This is a genomic window from Anaerobacillus sp. ABA4_114, assembly GCF_056159065.1.
In genome coordinates this window covers 2,766,720-2,782,309 of record NZ_JBSWUM010000001.1, presented here as the reverse complement: position 1 = coordinate 2,782,309, position 15,590 = coordinate 2,766,720, and the positions used below count along the sequence as shown (strand labels likewise).

The 15,590-nt window shown below is 42.4% G+C and carries 16 protein-coding genes and 1 pseudogene; 10 read left to right on the top strand and 7 right to left on the bottom strand.

From position 1 onward, the window contains the following. The first annotated feature begins 45 nt into the window (after positions 1-45). The gene (locus tag ACXAEY_RS14235) at positions 46-1,008 is read left to right on the top strand and encodes a ring-cleaving dioxygenase (RefSeq protein WP_474812720.1); all 963 of its coding nucleotides are present in this window, start codon (positions 46-48) and stop codon (positions 1,006-1,008) included. Between the two features lie 85 nt (positions 1,009-1,093). Here the strand turns inward: ACXAEY_RS14235 and ACXAEY_RS14230 are convergent, their stop codons facing one another. Beyond that, positions 1,094-1,705 (bottom strand): acetate uptake transporter, encoded by a 612-nt coding sequence (locus tag ACXAEY_RS14230; RefSeq protein WP_442865184.1) that lies wholly within the window; start codon positions 1,703-1,705, stop codon positions 1,094-1,096. Between the two features lie 161 nt (positions 1,706-1,866). Further along, a complete protein-coding gene (locus tag ACXAEY_RS14225; RefSeq protein ID WP_474812718.1) occupies positions 1,867-3,195 on the bottom strand; it encodes a hypothetical protein in 1,329 nt (442 codons plus the stop codon). 351 nt (positions 3,196-3,546) lie between these two features. Here ACXAEY_RS14225 and ACXAEY_RS14220 point away from each other — a divergent pair, with 351 nt between their 5' ends. The 3 genes from ACXAEY_RS14220 (at position 3,547) to ACXAEY_RS14210 (ending at position 6,470) form a co-directional block, all read left to right on the top strand. Then, positions 3,547-4,767 (top strand): GrpB family protein, encoded by a 1,221-nt coding sequence (locus ACXAEY_RS14220; RefSeq protein WP_474812717.1) that lies wholly within the window; start codon positions 3,547-3,549, stop codon positions 4,765-4,767. 19 nt (positions 4,768-4,786) lie between these two features. Next, on the top strand, positions 4,787-4,981 hold the full coding sequence (locus ACXAEY_RS14215; RefSeq protein WP_270181386.1) for a hypothetical protein: 195 nt from the start codon (positions 4,787-4,789) through the stop codon (positions 4,979-4,981). A 286-nt stretch (positions 4,982-5,267) separates the two neighbouring features. Next, positions 5,268-6,470: an alanyl-tRNA editing protein gene (locus tag ACXAEY_RS14210; protein ID WP_474812715.1), complete on the top strand. Its 1,203-nt coding sequence runs from the start codon at positions 5,268-5,270 to the stop codon at positions 6,468-6,470. Positions 6,471-6,504: 34 nt separating this feature from the next. On the opposite strand, the gene ACXAEY_RS14205 is transcribed toward ACXAEY_RS14210, so the two are convergent. Next, positions 6,505-6,714, bottom strand: coding sequence for a DUF2642 domain-containing protein (locus ACXAEY_RS14205; protein WP_474812713.1), 210 nt, complete (start codon positions 6,712-6,714; stop codon positions 6,505-6,507). A 163-nt stretch (positions 6,715-6,877) separates the two neighbouring features. On the opposite strand from ACXAEY_RS14205, the gene ACXAEY_RS14200 reads away from it, so the two are divergent. Both ACXAEY_RS14200 and ACXAEY_RS14195 read left to right on the top strand, forming a co-directional pair. Then, on the top strand, positions 6,878-7,261 hold the full coding sequence (locus ACXAEY_RS14200) for a VOC family protein (protein WP_474812711.1): 384 nt from the start codon (positions 6,878-6,880) through the stop codon (positions 7,259-7,261). A gap of 14 nt (positions 7,262-7,275) precedes the next feature. Further along, entirely contained in the window at positions 7,276-7,668 is a 393-nt protein-coding gene (locus tag ACXAEY_RS14195) for a VOC family protein (RefSeq protein ID WP_474812709.1), read from the top strand. Between the two features lie 28 nt (positions 7,669-7,696). On the opposite strand, the gene ACXAEY_RS14190 is transcribed toward ACXAEY_RS14195, so the two are convergent. Together ACXAEY_RS14190 and ACXAEY_RS14185 are read right to left on the bottom strand one after the other, a co-directional pair. Further along, on the bottom strand, positions 7,697-9,133 hold the full coding sequence (locus ACXAEY_RS14190; protein ID WP_474812707.1) for an MDR family MFS transporter: 1,437 nt from the start codon (positions 9,131-9,133) through the stop codon (positions 7,697-7,699). 179 nt (positions 9,134-9,312) lie between these two features. Further along, a complete protein-coding gene (locus ACXAEY_RS14185; protein ID WP_474812705.1) occupies positions 9,313-9,735 on the bottom strand; it encodes an organic hydroperoxide resistance protein in 423 nt (140 codons plus the stop codon). Positions 9,736-9,969: 234 nt separating this feature from the next. Here ACXAEY_RS14185 and ACXAEY_RS14180 point away from each other — a divergent pair, with 234 nt between their 5' ends. Continuing rightward, positions 9,970-10,341 (top strand): MarR family winged helix-turn-helix transcriptional regulator, encoded by a 372-nt coding sequence (locus tag ACXAEY_RS14180; protein ID WP_474812703.1) that lies wholly within the window; start codon positions 9,970-9,972, stop codon positions 10,339-10,341. Positions 10,342-10,377: 36 nt separating this feature from the next. On the opposite strand, the gene ACXAEY_RS14175 is transcribed toward ACXAEY_RS14180, so the two are convergent. Beyond that, the gene (locus tag ACXAEY_RS14175; protein WP_474812701.1) at positions 10,378-11,892 is read right to left on the bottom strand and encodes an esterase/lipase family protein; all 1,515 of its coding nucleotides are present in this window, start codon (positions 11,890-11,892) and stop codon (positions 10,378-10,380) included. A gap of 280 nt (positions 11,893-12,172) precedes the next feature. Between ACXAEY_RS14175 and ACXAEY_RS14170 the strand changes: the two genes are divergently transcribed. Next, complete coding sequence (locus ACXAEY_RS14170) at positions 12,173-12,637, top strand: hypothetical protein (RefSeq protein ID WP_474812697.1); 465 nt, start codon at positions 12,173-12,175, stop codon at positions 12,635-12,637. 86 nt (positions 12,638-12,723) lie between these two features. Here ACXAEY_RS14170 and guaC read toward each other — a convergent pair whose 3' ends face one another. Beyond that, entirely contained in the window at positions 12,724-13,707 is a 984-nt protein-coding gene (guaC, locus tag ACXAEY_RS14165) for a GMP reductase (protein WP_474812696.1), read from the bottom strand. 120 nt (positions 13,708-13,827) lie between these two features. Here guaC and ACXAEY_RS14160 point away from each other — a divergent pair, with 120 nt between their 5' ends. Next, positions 13,828-14,253, top strand: a complete 426-nt coding sequence (locus ACXAEY_RS14160) for a GNAT family N-acetyltransferase (RefSeq protein WP_474812694.1) — start codon at positions 13,828-13,830, stop codon at positions 14,251-14,253. A 141-nt stretch (positions 14,254-14,394) separates the two neighbouring features. Further along, positions 14,395-15,285, top strand: a pseudogene (locus ACXAEY_RS14155) (alpha/beta hydrolase); the annotation flags it as partial. Between the last annotated feature and the right edge of the window lie 305 nt (positions 15,286-15,590).

Here is a 15,590-nt window from a genome sequence, read left to right as displayed (position 1 = left end):
ATAATTTTGGTTTATACTAGTGGTGAACACAAAGGAGGGATCACGATGCACTTATTAGGACTACATCACGTGTCCATTTTGACTGGAAAAGCAGAACGAAATTATGAGTTTTTCACAAAGATTCTTGGTATGAGATTAGTTAAAAAAACAGTGAATCAAGACAATACAGAATCTTACCATCTATTTTATGCGGATGGGAAAGGTACACCGGGTACAGACATTACATTTTTCGATATTCCAGGGTTAGGGAAATCATATAGAGGAACATCAGATATTTCGTATGTTTCATTGCGAGTAAAAACTACGGAAGCACTTCACTTCTGGAAAGAGCGTTTTGAAACTTACAATGTGAAGCATGAAGACATACAGAAGCGAGCAGGTCGTCAATCGCTCGGTTTTGAAGACTTTGATGGCACGAGACTGATTCTTGTTGCTGACGATGGTGAAGAAGGTGTAAGAGCCGGAACGCCTTGGGAGCGGGAGGATATTCCAACAGAACACAGCATTGTAGGACTCGGACCTGTGACATTAACAGTTGACGATCCTAAACCTACAGTACAAGTGTTAACAGAAGTGATGGGTTTTAGAGAAGATGGAACGTATCCCGCACCAGAAAATAAGAAAGATATTCTCGTTTATTCAACGGGGGAAGGTGGAAGTGGAGCTGAAGTCCATATCGAAGTTCGCCCTGATCTTCCTAAAGCTCGACTTGGAAGAGGTGGCGTCCACCACGTAGCATTTCGTGTTCCAAATGAAAAAGAGTACGATAAATGGGCTGATCGCTTGAATCAATTTAGATTACCAAACTCTGGTAAGGTTGAGCGATATTATTTCAAAGCGCTTTACTTTAGGGAGCCGAATGGCATTTTATTTGAGTTATCCACTGATGGACCTGGATTTGCGACGGATGAACCGTTAGAGACGATGGGTGAAGTGTTAGCTCTTCCGCCATTTCTTGAGCCAAAGCGTGCTGAAATCGAAGAGAAGTTAAGACCACTTGAGTTTTAATACACAGAAGGACCTCTCTAGAGGTCCTTCTTTTTTTTGTGTGGCTTTGCGAAAAAAAAGAGACCTAAAAGGTCCCTCTGTCATGCTATTTAAATACCCCAAATGGCTTTCCTACTGGTATCGTTACTTTTCCGAAATGCGTGTTGAGCACACTTGCAGCAGATCCATAGAAACTAAAGATCGCGATGAGGAACTCAGCAATCGCTGCGACTAAGTGCATCGCTTCAGGAGCGATTCCTAGCGTTGATAGAGATAGTCCGATGAAAAGAAAATCGATGAGAACGAAAATGATGAATAGCACTTTATGTGTTTCCATGGCACCGATCGTCATGAATAAGCTGAAGATCAAGTACCCGATGTAGGCGATTCCTAGCTGGTTCGGATCAACTGCGCTTGCAGCCGCATCTCCAAAGACTCCAAATTGGATCAACCACGAAGTGCCGACACCCATCCAAAAAAGTCCGAATGCGCCAAAAGCAGTTGTGCCAAACGTATTGTTGTGCTTTGCGTCTAACACGCTAGCGAAAAGTTGTGCGATTCCTCCAAGAAAGATTGCCCATGGTAATATGAACGAAACGCCGTCCGTCAATCCGAGTTTTGCGGATGAAGCGACGAGTGTCACCATCGCTAATCCAAATAACCCGATTGCGGAAGGGTCAGCTACTTTAATTTGAACTTGCTGTGTTTGATTCATGATGTAACCTCCTATAAAACATACTTGACCACTTTACACAATAAAAGCCTTGTATGCAATAGGAAATTATGTGGAAGCGTATTCTTTTTTTAGCACCGAATGAAGGGGTCAGTAGCTATTATCCGTCAAGAACCCCCGTGCACAATGTGCGCCGGGGGTCACTGTTAATGGGAATCTTTATGCTCTTGCAGCTTATCATCCTGAGACTCTAGTTCGACAGCGCTGATCGAGCCATTTTCTTCTGTTGAAATGAAAGAAATCATATTATCGCCTGCATGATACACATGGTAATATTCTCCTCTAAGCTCGTTTAAGAAAACTTCATCTGGCTCACCGAACTGACAGGTCAACAGTTCATAAGGGATCGCAGGACCTTCAGATAATGCGTTGTAGCGCATATTGAAGACTTTATCGTCTACCGTCATGTAGGCATACGTATTATCAAAGAAAGCAGGAATTCCTTCAAAATACCAATCATCATATTGAAGGGAAGGATTTGAAGCTTTTAATTCGTCTTCCGTCATTCCGAGAAAGATTGTAGCGTTCTTTAAGTGTCCTTTCTCTGCAAAGGATAAGAGTCCAGAATGAAATGGTTCAGATGAACAGCTCTTATCTGCTTTTGCTGTTGGAAGTTTTGGAGGATCATCAGTCATAGTGAAGTCACCAGAGAATTCAACGGCAGCACCGTGATAATAAAGGCATGACTCTTCTTTAAAGGTGATGACGTTGTCATTTATTTCGAACGTTCCTTTGCATTCTTGTTGATCATTATCCTGGAAGATCGCTTTGTTTCCGTTTGCTTTCGCCTTTCCAGTAAGCTGTCCAACATGTGCTCCGTTGCTTACGTCAAATGAGAACATAAATGAATCAGGTGTTACGTTATACACGCTTAAGTTACCGGTGTCGAAGCTCCCATCGATGTAAAGGGCTTCTTTCCAGTGTGAGATGTCCTCTTGTTCGTCAGCTTCTTCGGTCGTGGCTTCTGCATCATCTGAAGGTTCTTCTTCAGATGAAGCTTCTTCAGAAGATGAAGACTCTTCTGTTGTTTCTGTACCAATAGGAATAAACGTATAAATACCGTTAAACGATACATCAGCGACGTTTTGACATCCCTCCGTTGCTGCTACTGCGACCGCTTCTTTTTCCTTCGTGAACGTGACCGTACATTCTTCATTATCAGGGTGTGTATAGACTCCTTGATCATTTCCGCTCGAATTCCCAGCTAATTCACCGACATCTTGTCCATCGTATGCAAATAACGAAAAGGCAAACGAATCTCCGCTTGGATCAGTAATATCAAGAGTTCCCATGATATTTCCGTTTTCTTCCCACTTGTACGTTCCCTCTGTCCAAGATGGTGTTGTACCGACTTCTACTGCTTCAGTTGGCTTTTCAGCTTCACTTTCCTTCGAGGCATCCTTTCCAGGAAGAAGGTTACAAGAAGCGGTTAGCATGAGAGAAAGGAATAAGAACATGAGGCGCAAAGGTCGCATAAGATTCCTCCCGAACAATAGATTTGGACTTATTATACATAAACCCTAGTAAAAGAAAGGGCTATCGGTGTCGAGTCGGAAAAATTTTTACTGTCTAATCTAGCAGAATTCCAATGTCTGCTTATAGGAGATTTCCAGGGAAATGATTGCAGGAAGTCGAATGATTTTGGTGGAAAGTCTTGAACGGTAAGCGTACATTGAAGCCGACAAAAACCTCCATGTCTTTTTAAAGTATTTTTGGAAAGGGTTTCTCCCACTTTGAATGGAAGATAGTAGGACGAATGTAAATGCTAGATTAAGGATGGTACCTATGAAGGGTACAAGTGAGAGAAACAGATGAGGAGTATCGGTATGAGAGAAATCGTTGAATTTGTATATGAGGAAACTTTACGGGAGAGCGCAGAGAACGTCTATCGCAAACATAAAGAGATCATCACACGAGCGATTCCGGGTGCTGAAGTTTATCATGTTGGCAGTACAGCCGTAAAAGGATCTTTAACGAAAGGTGATGTGGATCTCCAGGTTCGTGTAGATGAAACTGGATTTGAACATGCGAGGACGTTCTTAGACAAAGCATACGCTCTGAATGAAGGAAGTAGTCAAACATCATTTTTTGGAGCTTATGAAAAGAATGATGAAGTGTTACCGCTCGGGCTACAATTGACGCTGAAGCATTCTGAGGTCGATCACTTTTTGAAAGTCACTGGTTATTTCAAGGAAAACCCGAGTCTAACGACGAAATATAATTCATTAAAATCTACTTTTCATGGGAAAGAGATGGAAGCATATCGTAATGAAAAAGCATTGTTTATGGCGGAGGTACTCCGGTCACCTGGCTATCTGGCTCTTTCACGAAGGTATGATCTTTATGAGAAGGTGAAAATTGTAACAGGTGAGAAGTTTGTAACGATCGAGGAGCTTGATCACGCATCCGAAAATGAGGTGGAAGAGCTTGTTGCAAATGTCCTGAGCGATCCTGCTTTTAAAGAAAAAGAAACGCTGAACATTGTATGCAGCGGAGAAGAGATATGCAGTTTCCTCGTGGAGGAGGGATTTGTTCTACATGATGAGACGGTCCAGGTGACACATGATCTTCAGATGGAAATTGCAGAATCATCCCCTTTTACGTTCGTCTCGCTATACGACGGAGAAGAAGATGTATTCAAAGATGTATGGGCTAATGCGATGTCTGGTTCATTCAATTCCAAGTCTTCTCTTACGATCGAGGATCATCTGAAAAGCGTTGAATGTGAGCTTGGAGAGGGATGGAGAAAGAGCTGCCTGACCGTTTACGAAGGTGAAAAAGCAATCGGCGTCATGATGCCTCATATCGAACCCGGAACAGAAACAGAAGGAAGGCTGTTTTATTTTGGATTAGTACCTTCTGAGAGAGCTAAAGGAAAAAGTAAAGAGATTCATATACAAGGCTTGCGCTTTCTTCGAGACGATTTTGGTGCCAAATCTTATGTAGGAAATACGAGTCTTCGAAACATTCCAATGATACAAACGTTTAAAGCGAACGGCTGTCGTGAAATATCGAGAAATAAGGTCTATACGTTACGAAGAAAATGAGGCGGGTAGGTGATGAAAGGTGATCGCATATTTATTGAGGCATTGGGTTCCGTTTGCGATCGGATGTATCGTAGCGATCTCTTTAGTGGATCTACTGAAAGGTGAGCGAATAAGCTGGCCTTTCATCACGTTATTTTGTATCGGTAGTTTGATCATGTATATCATCCTCTGGCAATTTAAGAAAGGCGAAAAGGACAGCCATTATTCCGGTTGAAGATTGAGTGAGGATTATCGGTACCTTTCTTTGATGTGGTATCCTTTTACTATCGGTAACAAATTGTGAAAGGTAGTTGTACACTATGGATATTATTTCAGATAACATCATGGCGTTTGGAATTTTGTTTTTGATAATTGCCATTTTGCTTTCAAAGTTTACAAAGAAGAAGTGAGGGAAAGGCTTGAGGATTCGTTGCCTCAAGCTTTTTGTTTGGAGAGAAAAGGTGCAGGGCGTGCACTGGACGTGATACGATAAAACTATTATGTAGAAAGAAGGGTATCGATTGACGGAAAAATATTATTATGAAGATCCATACATACGCACGTTTGAATCAACGGTAGAAAAAGAGCAAACGGAGGAGAACGGTAACTATGTTGTTCTGACATCAACAGCCTTTTATCCGACAGGAGGCGGGCAGCCTCATGATGTGGGAACGATCGATGGTGTTGTTGTAAAAAATGTTGAAGAAGTGGATGGAGAAGTTCGTCACTATCTTGAATCACCTCTCAGTGGCCAAGAGAAAGTGAGAGGTGAAGTTGATTGGAACCGTCGCTTCGATCACATGCAGCAGCACGCTGGCCAGCATATCTTGTCTGCAGCGTTTGAAGATCTGTTCGGGTATAAAACGATCAGCTTTCACCTTGGAAAGGATACATGTACGATCGATCTCGACATTTCAAACCTCGTTGAAGAGGAAGCGAAGCGTGCTGAGGATTTTTCGAACAATGTGATCCTAACAAACAAAGAGATCGTTGCAAAATGGGTAGCTCCAGATGAAGCTAAACAGTTTCCACTCAGAAAGAAGCTTTCTGTTACGGAGAACATTCGTCTCGTCATGATTCCAGATGTTGATTACAGCGGATGTGGTGGAACGCACCCCGCTTCTACTGGGGAAGTAGGCGGCATCAGCATTTTAAAATGGGAAAAACAGAAGAAGCTTGTTAGAGTAACGTTCGTATGTGGGAAGAGAATCATCGATGAGCTTTATCAAAAGCAAAAAGTGATGGAGAGGTTGACGAAAACGCTTAGCGTTCCTCAAGAAAACGTAGCGGAAGCGGCACAGCGTTTGGTTCAACAAACGAAAGAGCAGGAGAAAGCGATGGACGATTTACGTGAAAAGCTCTTAGCTTTTGAAGCTGAAGCGCTCGTGAATTCGCCACTTCCTGTTGGAGATTATAACGTAGTTCAGCTCATCACAAATGAATATGGAATGAAGGAGCTTCAGAAGCTCGCGAAGATGATGCTGAATGAAAACTCTTCCGTTATCGTACTCCTCGTTAGCGAGGTAGGAGAGAAAATTCAAATCGTCTGTGGTAGAGGGGCAGAGGTTAACGTGGATATGAACCTTGTCCTAAAGGAAGTCTTACCTGTGATCAACGGGAAAGGCGGCGGAAAGAAAGATTTTGCGCAAGGTGGAGGAGAAGCGATTCGATCTGCAGAGGATGTTTTAAAAGAGTTGATCTCGCAATGTACTGTCGAGGTTTAGTTAAGAGGGGAAGCACGTAACGTGCTTCCTTTTTTTATTCTGGCATAATCAAAACGATTTGTTCAGTGTGTACGATCTTTTCACACCCAGATTCATAGAGCACGATGTGATCAGGCTGAACGTGAATAAGACTTCCTCGAAGCGTGTCTTTCCTCGTTTGGATGAGTAACGCTTTTCCTAGGGTAGCGTATAAGCGGTTCAGAAGATATGGGTCAACACAAGCAAATCGGTTTTTACAGTTCATACTTTCATCCCCTTACACGGAAGCATTCGAACTCATCGTATGCACTAATGGATTATTTTGATCTGAAGTAAACTGAATAATTAAAAAATAACTATCGAAGGAACAAATGTTCTGGTAAGATAAAAGAGAGTTTTGAATACATAATTTAGGAGGCGATCGAGCAATGTTTGAAATGACGATTCAACTACGTGTATCTGATATGGAAGAAGGTTTGGCTTGGTACAAAGAACTTTTTCAGCGTGATCCTGATTTTGTTCCTCACGAAGGTTTCGTTGAATGGGAGATGCTGCCCGGAAGTTGGCTGCAGCTTGCTGAAGGAACACCGACGGAAGGAAGAGGTCCGCTAAGATTAGGGGTAGAAGACATTTCAGCAGAGCGAGAAAGAGTTATGAAGAAACTAAACGTTGCTCATTTCGAAATACACTCGAGAGAAAAAGTTCCAGTAAAATGGGGGACCTTCACGGATCCATGGGGAAATCGCCTAGGGTTTTACGAGTACCTGAACAAAGAGATGGAAGCGGAACTAATGCGAACGATTTTGGGATAACAGGAGGGAGCAGGTTGAGTTCTTTATTAAAGCGAGTCGGCACGACCTATATTCCAGTTGCAAATCCTAAGGATTCTTCAAAATGGTACCAAAATGTTCTAGGTGCTGTTGTAAATTATGTGGATCATGACAAAGCGATCATCGATTTTGCTGACCAAAGCTTTTTTCTCGTAAGAGCGAAAGAAGGGGAACGATTAGGGTTTATCGATTATAAAGGAAATCAGCATTTTTGTGTAACGTTTGAAGTGGATGGTGTGAACTCACTGCGAGATCTGCGCGCTGAATTACATGAAACCGGTGTGAATGTAGGGGAAGTGGAAGATCGCGGGCATGCAGGTAATAACTTTGTGTTCAAAGACCCTGACGGAAACGTGTTCGATGTGTGGAGCGAATTACGCAAATCATAAAGAAAACTCGTCCGATGTGGACGAGTTTTTACATATTCACTGATTTTGGTTCCGCTGCTTCTTGCTCTTTGGCCATTTCTTCAGGGCTTTTCTTGTTGATAAAGAAAGAGAGCAAGAGCCCAATAAAGGTGAGTGCGACAATGACGATGAACGCGACTTTTACACCATAAATATCTGGGTTAGCAGTAGAACCTTGCTGTGCGGTTTGTGCTGTTGTCGTCATGACCGTTACGAGGATGGCTGTTCCAACAGACGCTGCGATCTGCCGCATCGTATTATTCATCGCTGCACCATGCGGGATGAGTCGTTTTGGCATCTGATTGAGTCCTGCGGTCGTAACAGGCATCATCACCATGGAAAGCCCGAACATGCGGATCGCATACATAACGGTAAGGTAGGTGATGGTAGTCGTTGGATCGATGAATACAAAACCGACTGTTGAAGCGGTAACGATCGTTAGCCCCACAATAGCAAGTAATCTCGCACCGAACTTATCAAAGATTCGACCAGTGATCGGAGACATGAACGCAACGATGACCGCTCCAGGTAAAAGGACTAATCCTGATTCAAAAGCTGTAAAGTCTCTCATGTTCTGCATGTAGAGTGGAATTAAGGTTTCTGCACCGATCAAGCCAAGGAACATGATCATTCCGATTATGGTTGTGATGGTGAAAATTTTATCTTTAAACACTCTGAATTCTAGCATCGGATGAGACATGCGTAACTGTCTGGTGATGAAGATCGCGAGCGTAACGACACCGATCGCTAGGACGATAAGCGTAATTGGGCTATCCCATCCATTGTTTCCTGCGCTTGTGAATGCATAAAGTAAACCACCGAAACCGATGGAAGATAAGGTGATTGAAACTGGATCCACCTTAGGACGTGAAAGCTCTGTCACATTCTTCATGATGAAGTATGCGATGATGATGATCATGATGGAGAGTGGTAAGATCGACCAGAATAATAAGCGCCACGAATAGTTAGCCGTCAACCATCCGGAAAGTGCTGGCCCGATCGCCGGAGCGAACGAAATGACGAGCCCGATATATCCCATTGCGGTCCCTCGTTTATTAACTGGAAAAATCATTAAGAAGACAGTTTGCATCAATGGGAGCATCACACCCGCACCAGCGGATTGAATCACCCTGCCCATCAGCAACATGCCAAAGTTAGGAGCTAATCCACCGACAACGGTTCCGACTGAGAAGATTCCCATCGCGGTAATAAATAGCTGTCTAGTCGTAAATCGTTCGAGTAAAAAAGCACTAACTGGAATCATAATTCCATTCACTAGCATAAAAACGGTCGTCAGCCATTGACCGGTATTGGCTGTGATATTCATTTCTTCCATAATAGGCGGAATGGCAGTGATCATAAGGGTTTGGTTCAATATCGTAATAAACGATCCTGCGAGTAATAAGGCAGCGATCAGTAATTTATTATAAGGTTGAGTGGTCGTCATTTAAACTCCTCCTTTCTAGTAGACCGTTGTTAATTTAAGAGTTTCGTTTACTAGTTTAACTGCAATCAATTATCAAATTATACTCCTTATTCAACCTCGTGACAAACACTCTGATCGATAGAATAGTAGAATTTTTCACCCCAAAAAAGAGCCGCCGAATCGGCAGCTCTATCGTCCATCTATTTCGTAATCGTATTTAGTTCAACTTCCATATTGCCGCGAGTTGCTCTTGAATAAGGGCATGTTTCGTGAGCGGCTTTTACTAATTCTTCTGCAGTTTGTTGGTCGATGTCTGGAATCGTAACCGTTAATTTCGCACTGAGTCCAAATGCACCATCTTCTTCTTTTCCGATGGAGACATGGGCTTCAACAGAGGTATCGTTTAGTTTAACTCGCTTCATTCTTGCGACCATATTGAGTGCGCTATCGAAACATGCTGCATAGCCAGCTGCAAAAAGCTGCTCTGGGTTCGTAGCTTCTCCACCTTGTCCACCAAGCTCCTTAGGCATACGAAGAGCCATATTGATCACACCGTCTGAGGACTCAACCTTCCCTTGACGACCACCGTGAGCGAATGCTTTTGCTGTGTATAATGGTTTCATTCTAATCTCCTCCTGTTATTTAAGTTGTGCACAATTTAATTTTACAAAATATAATATACGGCACATCTTTCACTTTGTCAACGATTTAAAGTTGACTTCCTTGGCTCTTCAAGATAAATTGATTGTGCACAACTTTTGTAAAAGAAGGTGTTAAAGATCGAACAAAATGATCAATTAAAATTAGAAAATCAGCTTTGTTTTTCTGTTTATGCCTGTTCAAGAGAAATTACAAAGATGTATCGTCCATACTTAGATAAGCTTGGAATTACGTATCCTCAATACCTTGTGTTACTCGTTCTGTGGGAACATCACGAAACAACCGTCACAGCTCTAGGTGCAGAACTTTATTTGGATTCTGGAACGTTGACGCCACTGCTTAAAAGGATGGAAGAGGCAGACCTTGTTAAGCGCGAACGCTCTAAAGAGGACGAACGAAGAGTGATGGTAAGGTTAACAACCAAAGGAGAAGAACTAAGGGAAGAAGCTTCGATTATTCCGGATGCGATGGCTGCTAACAGCGGTTTGTCAAAAGAGGAGTTTAAGAAAGCGTTGACTGGTTTTCAACAGCTACTCGATCACATTCATTCTATTAATGATAAGAAATAAGAAAAGACCCGAAGCACATCGCTTCGGGTCTTTTCACTATGGCCTATAAACCTTCCCGTTTTTATCAACATAGATCGTATAAAGAATGGTTCGCTCGAATTGTTTTCCTTTCTTAGTATCACCCTCAACATCGATCATGATGTGATAGATTCCTTCACCCGCCTTTTTAATAGGGAAAGATTCTAGTGCATGAAATTTCTTTGAGCTGATCTTCTTTTGTTTTACTTTGCCATTTTTACTATATTGAATCACGATGTCTCCTTTTAGAGATTCTGTCTTGATTGCAGAAGAATCAACTACTAATTTTACTTCGCTAGATTTCTGTTCATCGACTGTAATACCATCATTAAGCTCACTATCGTAGGTTACTTGCATCAAATAGCTTTCCTTCATCCGCTGTTTAACGATGGCCTTCCATTCACCTGAACGTGGTGACTCTACTTTTACTTGATGGTGATAGGCACCTTGAAAGATTCCGTTGTCTTTGGTTGCTTTCAAGGTTGTAAATCTTTTGCCTTCAGGACTTTCAATGATGACGTCAGAGTCTTTGTTTTGACTCATCCAATCGAACGCAATGCTCTTAACTCCTTGTTCAACTTCGAAGGTTTCAACCTTTGTTCCTGTAAATTCGCCGCCCCTAACTAGTACATTCCCTGTTTCAGTTTCTTCATTAGTACCATTGAACGATCGGTGTGATGTAAAGGCAGGAACAGACTGAGTGAGGTAAGGCTCGAACAAGTTGAATGTAGCGTTTCCGTTCTTTATTGTTCCGTGATCCCACTCCCCAACTCGAATTTCATTTCCATATGGCAGTCTAGAACTTTTGACCGTAACTGCTCCATCATTTGCTCCGTATTGTCTTAAGTAAAGACCACCCCAGTAAAGCGAGCCACCGAAGCTACCCCAATCTGTACCACCGAATGTGTAGTAGGGCGTTAGCATTGTTTTTGAATTTGAATCTGTGATCGAACGAAAGTAGCTCATATATCCGGTTTGAAGAGAATAGGTTGCATCGTTTTTGGTACCGATGATTGCAGATAGCCATCCGGCCCAACTGCTGTAGGCAAGGTCTGCGAGTTGTGAGCCATGGTGTGGGGTTGAAAGCGTGATGACCTTATCAACATACTGATGTGCATTAGAATGAACGAGCGCGGACTGTGCATCGATGCCGCCTTTACTATGAGTGACGAGAATCATTTCTTTACCAAAATAGGTGTACATCTCTGATAGTTTAGTGGAAAGGAGCTGACCGTTGTCCCACATGTTTTTCGTCGGGTAAAGGTCGATGAATGCGGTTTGATAGTTCTTGTTGTATGTTATTTCATCCATATCGTTCTCGTCGATCCATGTGTTAGAAGAGCTGTTCAACCCATGTACGAACACGATTGGAAGCGACCCTGACCGCGTTGAAAGTGGCTCATCTCCTATGTACCATTCACCAGGTGTCCCAGTAGCATCACCTTTCCCAAGAATTCCTGCGTATGCATCGTTTGCGAGGGGCGGGGCAAAAAAGAGAAGGAAAACAAGTAACGGAATCAGTCTTTTTTTCATAAAACCCTCCTAATTACTTTATTTCATATTCTAACTGTATGAATATTCCATCAATACAACAAGAAACGATATCACTAGTTTAAAAAAGTTTTTGATAGGTCTATTGGATTGAAATGACCGGTATATCGACATATATCTAGAAGATGTGAGAATGAATGAAAATGGTATTGAGAAAGGTGGGTATATTGCACTAACTAAAGAGCTCCTTTTAGAATAAATGGAACTTTATGGGAGCGGGAATCGTATACCTTAGTAAATGCTACAAGGGGAGGGCACAACCATGCATATTCGGATGATCCTTATTGCGGTTGTACTTTTCACGCTGCCTGCTTGCATTCAGTGGGAAGAAGGAGGCCAGAATACGCCTGAAGAAGCTGTGAAAACATACGACCGAATAGAAGATGAACGTTTTTATGAAACCTATAAAGTGAATGACGAGCTAGCGTTAGTTTTTCTGAAAGGAACGTATACAGAAGAAGCAATATGGCTTGCAGAAGTTCACTTTGTTCATGACAAAAATTTGTGGAGCGTACGGTCGATCACGAATATGAAAGAACCATCTGATGACATAGGAACGTTTAAAAGAATGTTTCTTAGCAAAGACGATGGATATAGCGTTGGTTATGTAAAAGGTGACATTGACGAGAGTAGCGTCGAAGACTCTAGCAACTATCAAATTGTCACGGAACTAGAAGAGTATGAAGAATGGAAGATTTGGGTGAACGAAACGCCTTTTTTGTTTTAGGGAAGTTAGGATGAAGCCAGCGGCATAAAGATACCATTCATCTGAAACATGAAAAAAGCCACACCTTATCGTGTGGCTTTCACTGTTTAGTATACTTTGTCACCATTAAAAATGGAGTTCTTCACAACCACATAATCAACGTGGCGGAGAGCATCAAGGTTCTTACCACCTGCATAAGAGATCGCAGACTGCAGATCTTGTTCCATTTCAATGAGGGTGTCCTGAAGGGAACCTTTATGTTCTACGAACATTTTCTTGCCTTCAACGTTTTTCTTCTCACCTTTTTGGAATTCAGATGCAGATCCAAAGTACTCTTTGACGAGCTTTCCATCACGTTCTGTCGTTTCACCAGGGGATTCTTCGTGTCCAGCGAAAAGTGAGCCGATCATGACCATCGATGCTCCAAAGCGAATGGATTTTGCAATATCACCATGAGTACGGATTCCACCGTCAGCGATGACCGGTTTGCTTGCAGCTTTCGCACACCAGCGAAGAGCGGCTAGTTGCCATCCGCCTGTACCAAATCCAGTTTTGATTTTCGTAATACATACTTTACCTGGTCCAATTCCTACCTTCGTTGCATCAGCACCAGCATGCTCGAGCTCTCTGACTGCTTCTGGTGTACCAACGTTTCCAGCGATGAGGAAACTGTGTGGCAAGTTCTTTTTGATGTGTTTAATCATATCGATCACGGCTTCAGAATGTCCGTGTGCAATATCGATCGTGATATAGTCAGGGGTCAGGTTTTCTTCTGCAAGCTGCTCAACAAAACGGTATTCTTCTTCTTTCACTCCGATACTGATCGAAGAGATAAGACCTTGCTTCTTCATATCACTCACGAAGGAAAGGCGTCGCTCCGGTTGAAAGCGATGCATGATATAAAAATAGCCATTTGTGGCTAAATAAGTAGCGATTTTTTCATCTATGATCGTCTGCATGTTGGCAGGAACGACTGGAAGCTTAAAAGAATGCTCACCTAGTGTGATCGTTGTGTCACATTCAGAGCGACTGTTAACCACACATTTAGCAGGAATTAATTGAATATCTTCATAATCAAACACGTTTTCCATAATACACACCCCTAAATACGAATAATCTTTGATAGTGTTAAAATATTGTTCGTCTATTACTTAATGTACATGACAAAGGTTTCCATGTCAAAACTTATTTCAACGATTGGAGGAATTATTGTGATTAGAGAAGCAAACAGTCGTGATGTGAAAGGACTCGCACATTTGATGGGAGAACTCGGGTATCCGACGAGTGTTGAGGAAATGGAAAAAAGAATGTGCATTATCTTTGAGAACCAGTACTACCAGACTTATGTTTATGTTGATGGTGATGTGGTAGTAGGGATGATCGGTTTTATGCATTGCTATCGGTATGAAAGTAGCGACTCGTATATTAGGATAAACGGTTTTGTCGTGGACTCACATGCTCGAGGAAAAGGTATCGGAAAATCCCTTCTACACTTTGCAGAATCTTGGGCGGAAGAGAACGGAGCATCGTTGGTTACGTTGAATAGCGGTAACCGTCCTGAACGAATCGATGCTCATGCGTTTTATGAGCGGTGTGGGTTTGTAGGAAGTGCAACGGGATTTTATAAAAAGCTCTAGAGGCAAGTTATTATTCTCGTCCAAACCGAATATAGTTTACTAGTATTCGCTACGAGTCCTGCTTGAAGGGAGAGGACGGCTATTCAACAGCAGTCGATAGGTGATTTTCCGGTAGTGTTTGTACCTGGGTTATTTGGTTCGATGGGTGACGAGATCATTCCAGGCACAGGAGACTGGCACTTTGGCCTCGCAGGAATTGTGTACAAACCTTTCGTAAAGTTACTTGAAAGAGAACTTGGTCTAAAAGAAGGAGAAAATTTCTTCGTCTCCTATTACGATTGGCGGAAACCGATCGAGCATTCAGCGAGGCGGTATTTATACGATACGATCCAGCATGCGAAGAAAATAACGGGCAAGAAAAAGGTTGTCATCATAAGTCATAGTATGGGCGGATTAGTGAGTCGCTCCTATGTCGAAAGCAACTACTACAAATTCGATGTAAGTCAGCTTATCATGATGTGTACACCGAATGCTGGCTCACCTCCTAATTTTAGTTATTGGACCGGTGGGTCATTACCTGGCGAATCAGGGGAGAAAGTTAACCTTGTCCGCCTTTATATGGATGCTTACCTCTGGCTTCTACCGAGGGTGACCAACATGAGTAGAGTTGATGCGATTCATGAATTTTTTAAAGGATTGAAAGATATTACGCCAGGGGCTGCTTACGGGAATTACCTTTTTATGAAAAATAACGATGGAGAATTTGGTGTCGTCCCATATCAAACGATGAATACGAAGAACAACTTCCTTGATGGCTTAAACAATAAGAGAGAAGTGATGAAGAAAAGACATATTCCAATCACACTGATCGGAGGCATCGGTGAAGAAACCATACGGTATTTGGAAGTTGAACCGTCTGATTCACCTGATATCTGGATAGATGGAGAAGTGACGAATTCGTTGAAAACAGAGCTTGGAGATGGAAATGCGACGCTGAGTAGCGTGTTTTCGCTCGAAGGTGATAAACACATCTTTCAAGGTAGTCATAACGAAGTGCTGTATAAGAGCTTGCCGCTTCTTGCAAAAAAACTTGGACGATCATGTGGGGAAGAGAAGCCATATCCATCTTTCAATGATTATTCACTGATCATCTTGAAAGGGAAAGGGCACATTAAGCTGAAAGAGAAGACTGAACACATTAGTCATTTGTTGAGGCCAGACACATCGACGTCGATCGAACACCATATGTCCGTCGTTCGGATTAAACAAATGTCTTGCCTAGTCGTTTCTCAAGAGTTTCTACGTACGTACACGGTTAACTTTGTGCCTCACGAGCTACGAGATGTGGAATATCTCCTCATTAAGAAAGGGAAGAGAACGGAGAGTCGTATACACGT

Excerpts from the sequence above, each read along its gene's own strand:
- ACXAEY_RS14185 (WP_474812705.1), bottom strand. The coding sequence starts at position 9,735 with ATGAAACCATTATACACAGCAAAAGCATTCGCTCACGGTGGTCGTCAA.
- ACXAEY_RS14225 (WP_474812718.1), bottom strand. The coding sequence starts at position 3,195 with ATGCGACCTTTGCGCCTCATGTTCTTATTCCTTTCTCTCATGCTAACC.
- ACXAEY_RS14170 (WP_474812697.1), top strand. The coding sequence starts at position 12,173 with ATGCATATTCGGATGATCCTTATTGCGGTTGTACTTTTCACGCTGCCT.
- ACXAEY_RS14205 (WP_474812713.1), bottom strand. The coding sequence starts at position 6,714 with ATGAACTGTAAAAACCGATTTGCTTGTGTTGACCCATATCTTCTGAAC.
- ACXAEY_RS14220 (WP_474812717.1), top strand. The coding sequence starts at position 3,547 with ATGAGAGAAATCGTTGAATTTGTATATGAGGAAACTTTACGGGAGAGC.
- guaC (WP_474812696.1), bottom strand. The coding sequence starts at position 13,707 with ATGGAAAACGTGTTTGATTATGAAGATATTCAATTAATTCCTGCTAAA.
- ACXAEY_RS14190 (WP_474812707.1), bottom strand. The coding sequence starts at position 9,133 with ATGACGACCACTCAACCTTATAATAAATTACTGATCGCTGCCTTATTA.
- ACXAEY_RS14235 (WP_474812720.1), top strand. The coding sequence starts at position 46 with ATGCACTTATTAGGACTACATCACGTGTCCATTTTGACTGGAAAAGCA.
- ACXAEY_RS14175 (WP_474812701.1), bottom strand. The coding sequence starts at position 11,892 with ATGAAAAAAAGACTGATTCCGTTACTTGTTTTCCTTCTCTTTTTTGCC.
- ACXAEY_RS14200 (WP_474812711.1), top strand. The coding sequence starts at position 6,878 with ATGTTTGAAATGACGATTCAACTACGTGTATCTGATATGGAAGAAGGT.
- ACXAEY_RS14180 (WP_474812703.1), top strand. The coding sequence starts at position 9,970 with ATGTATCGTCCATACTTAGATAAGCTTGGAATTACGTATCCTCAATAC.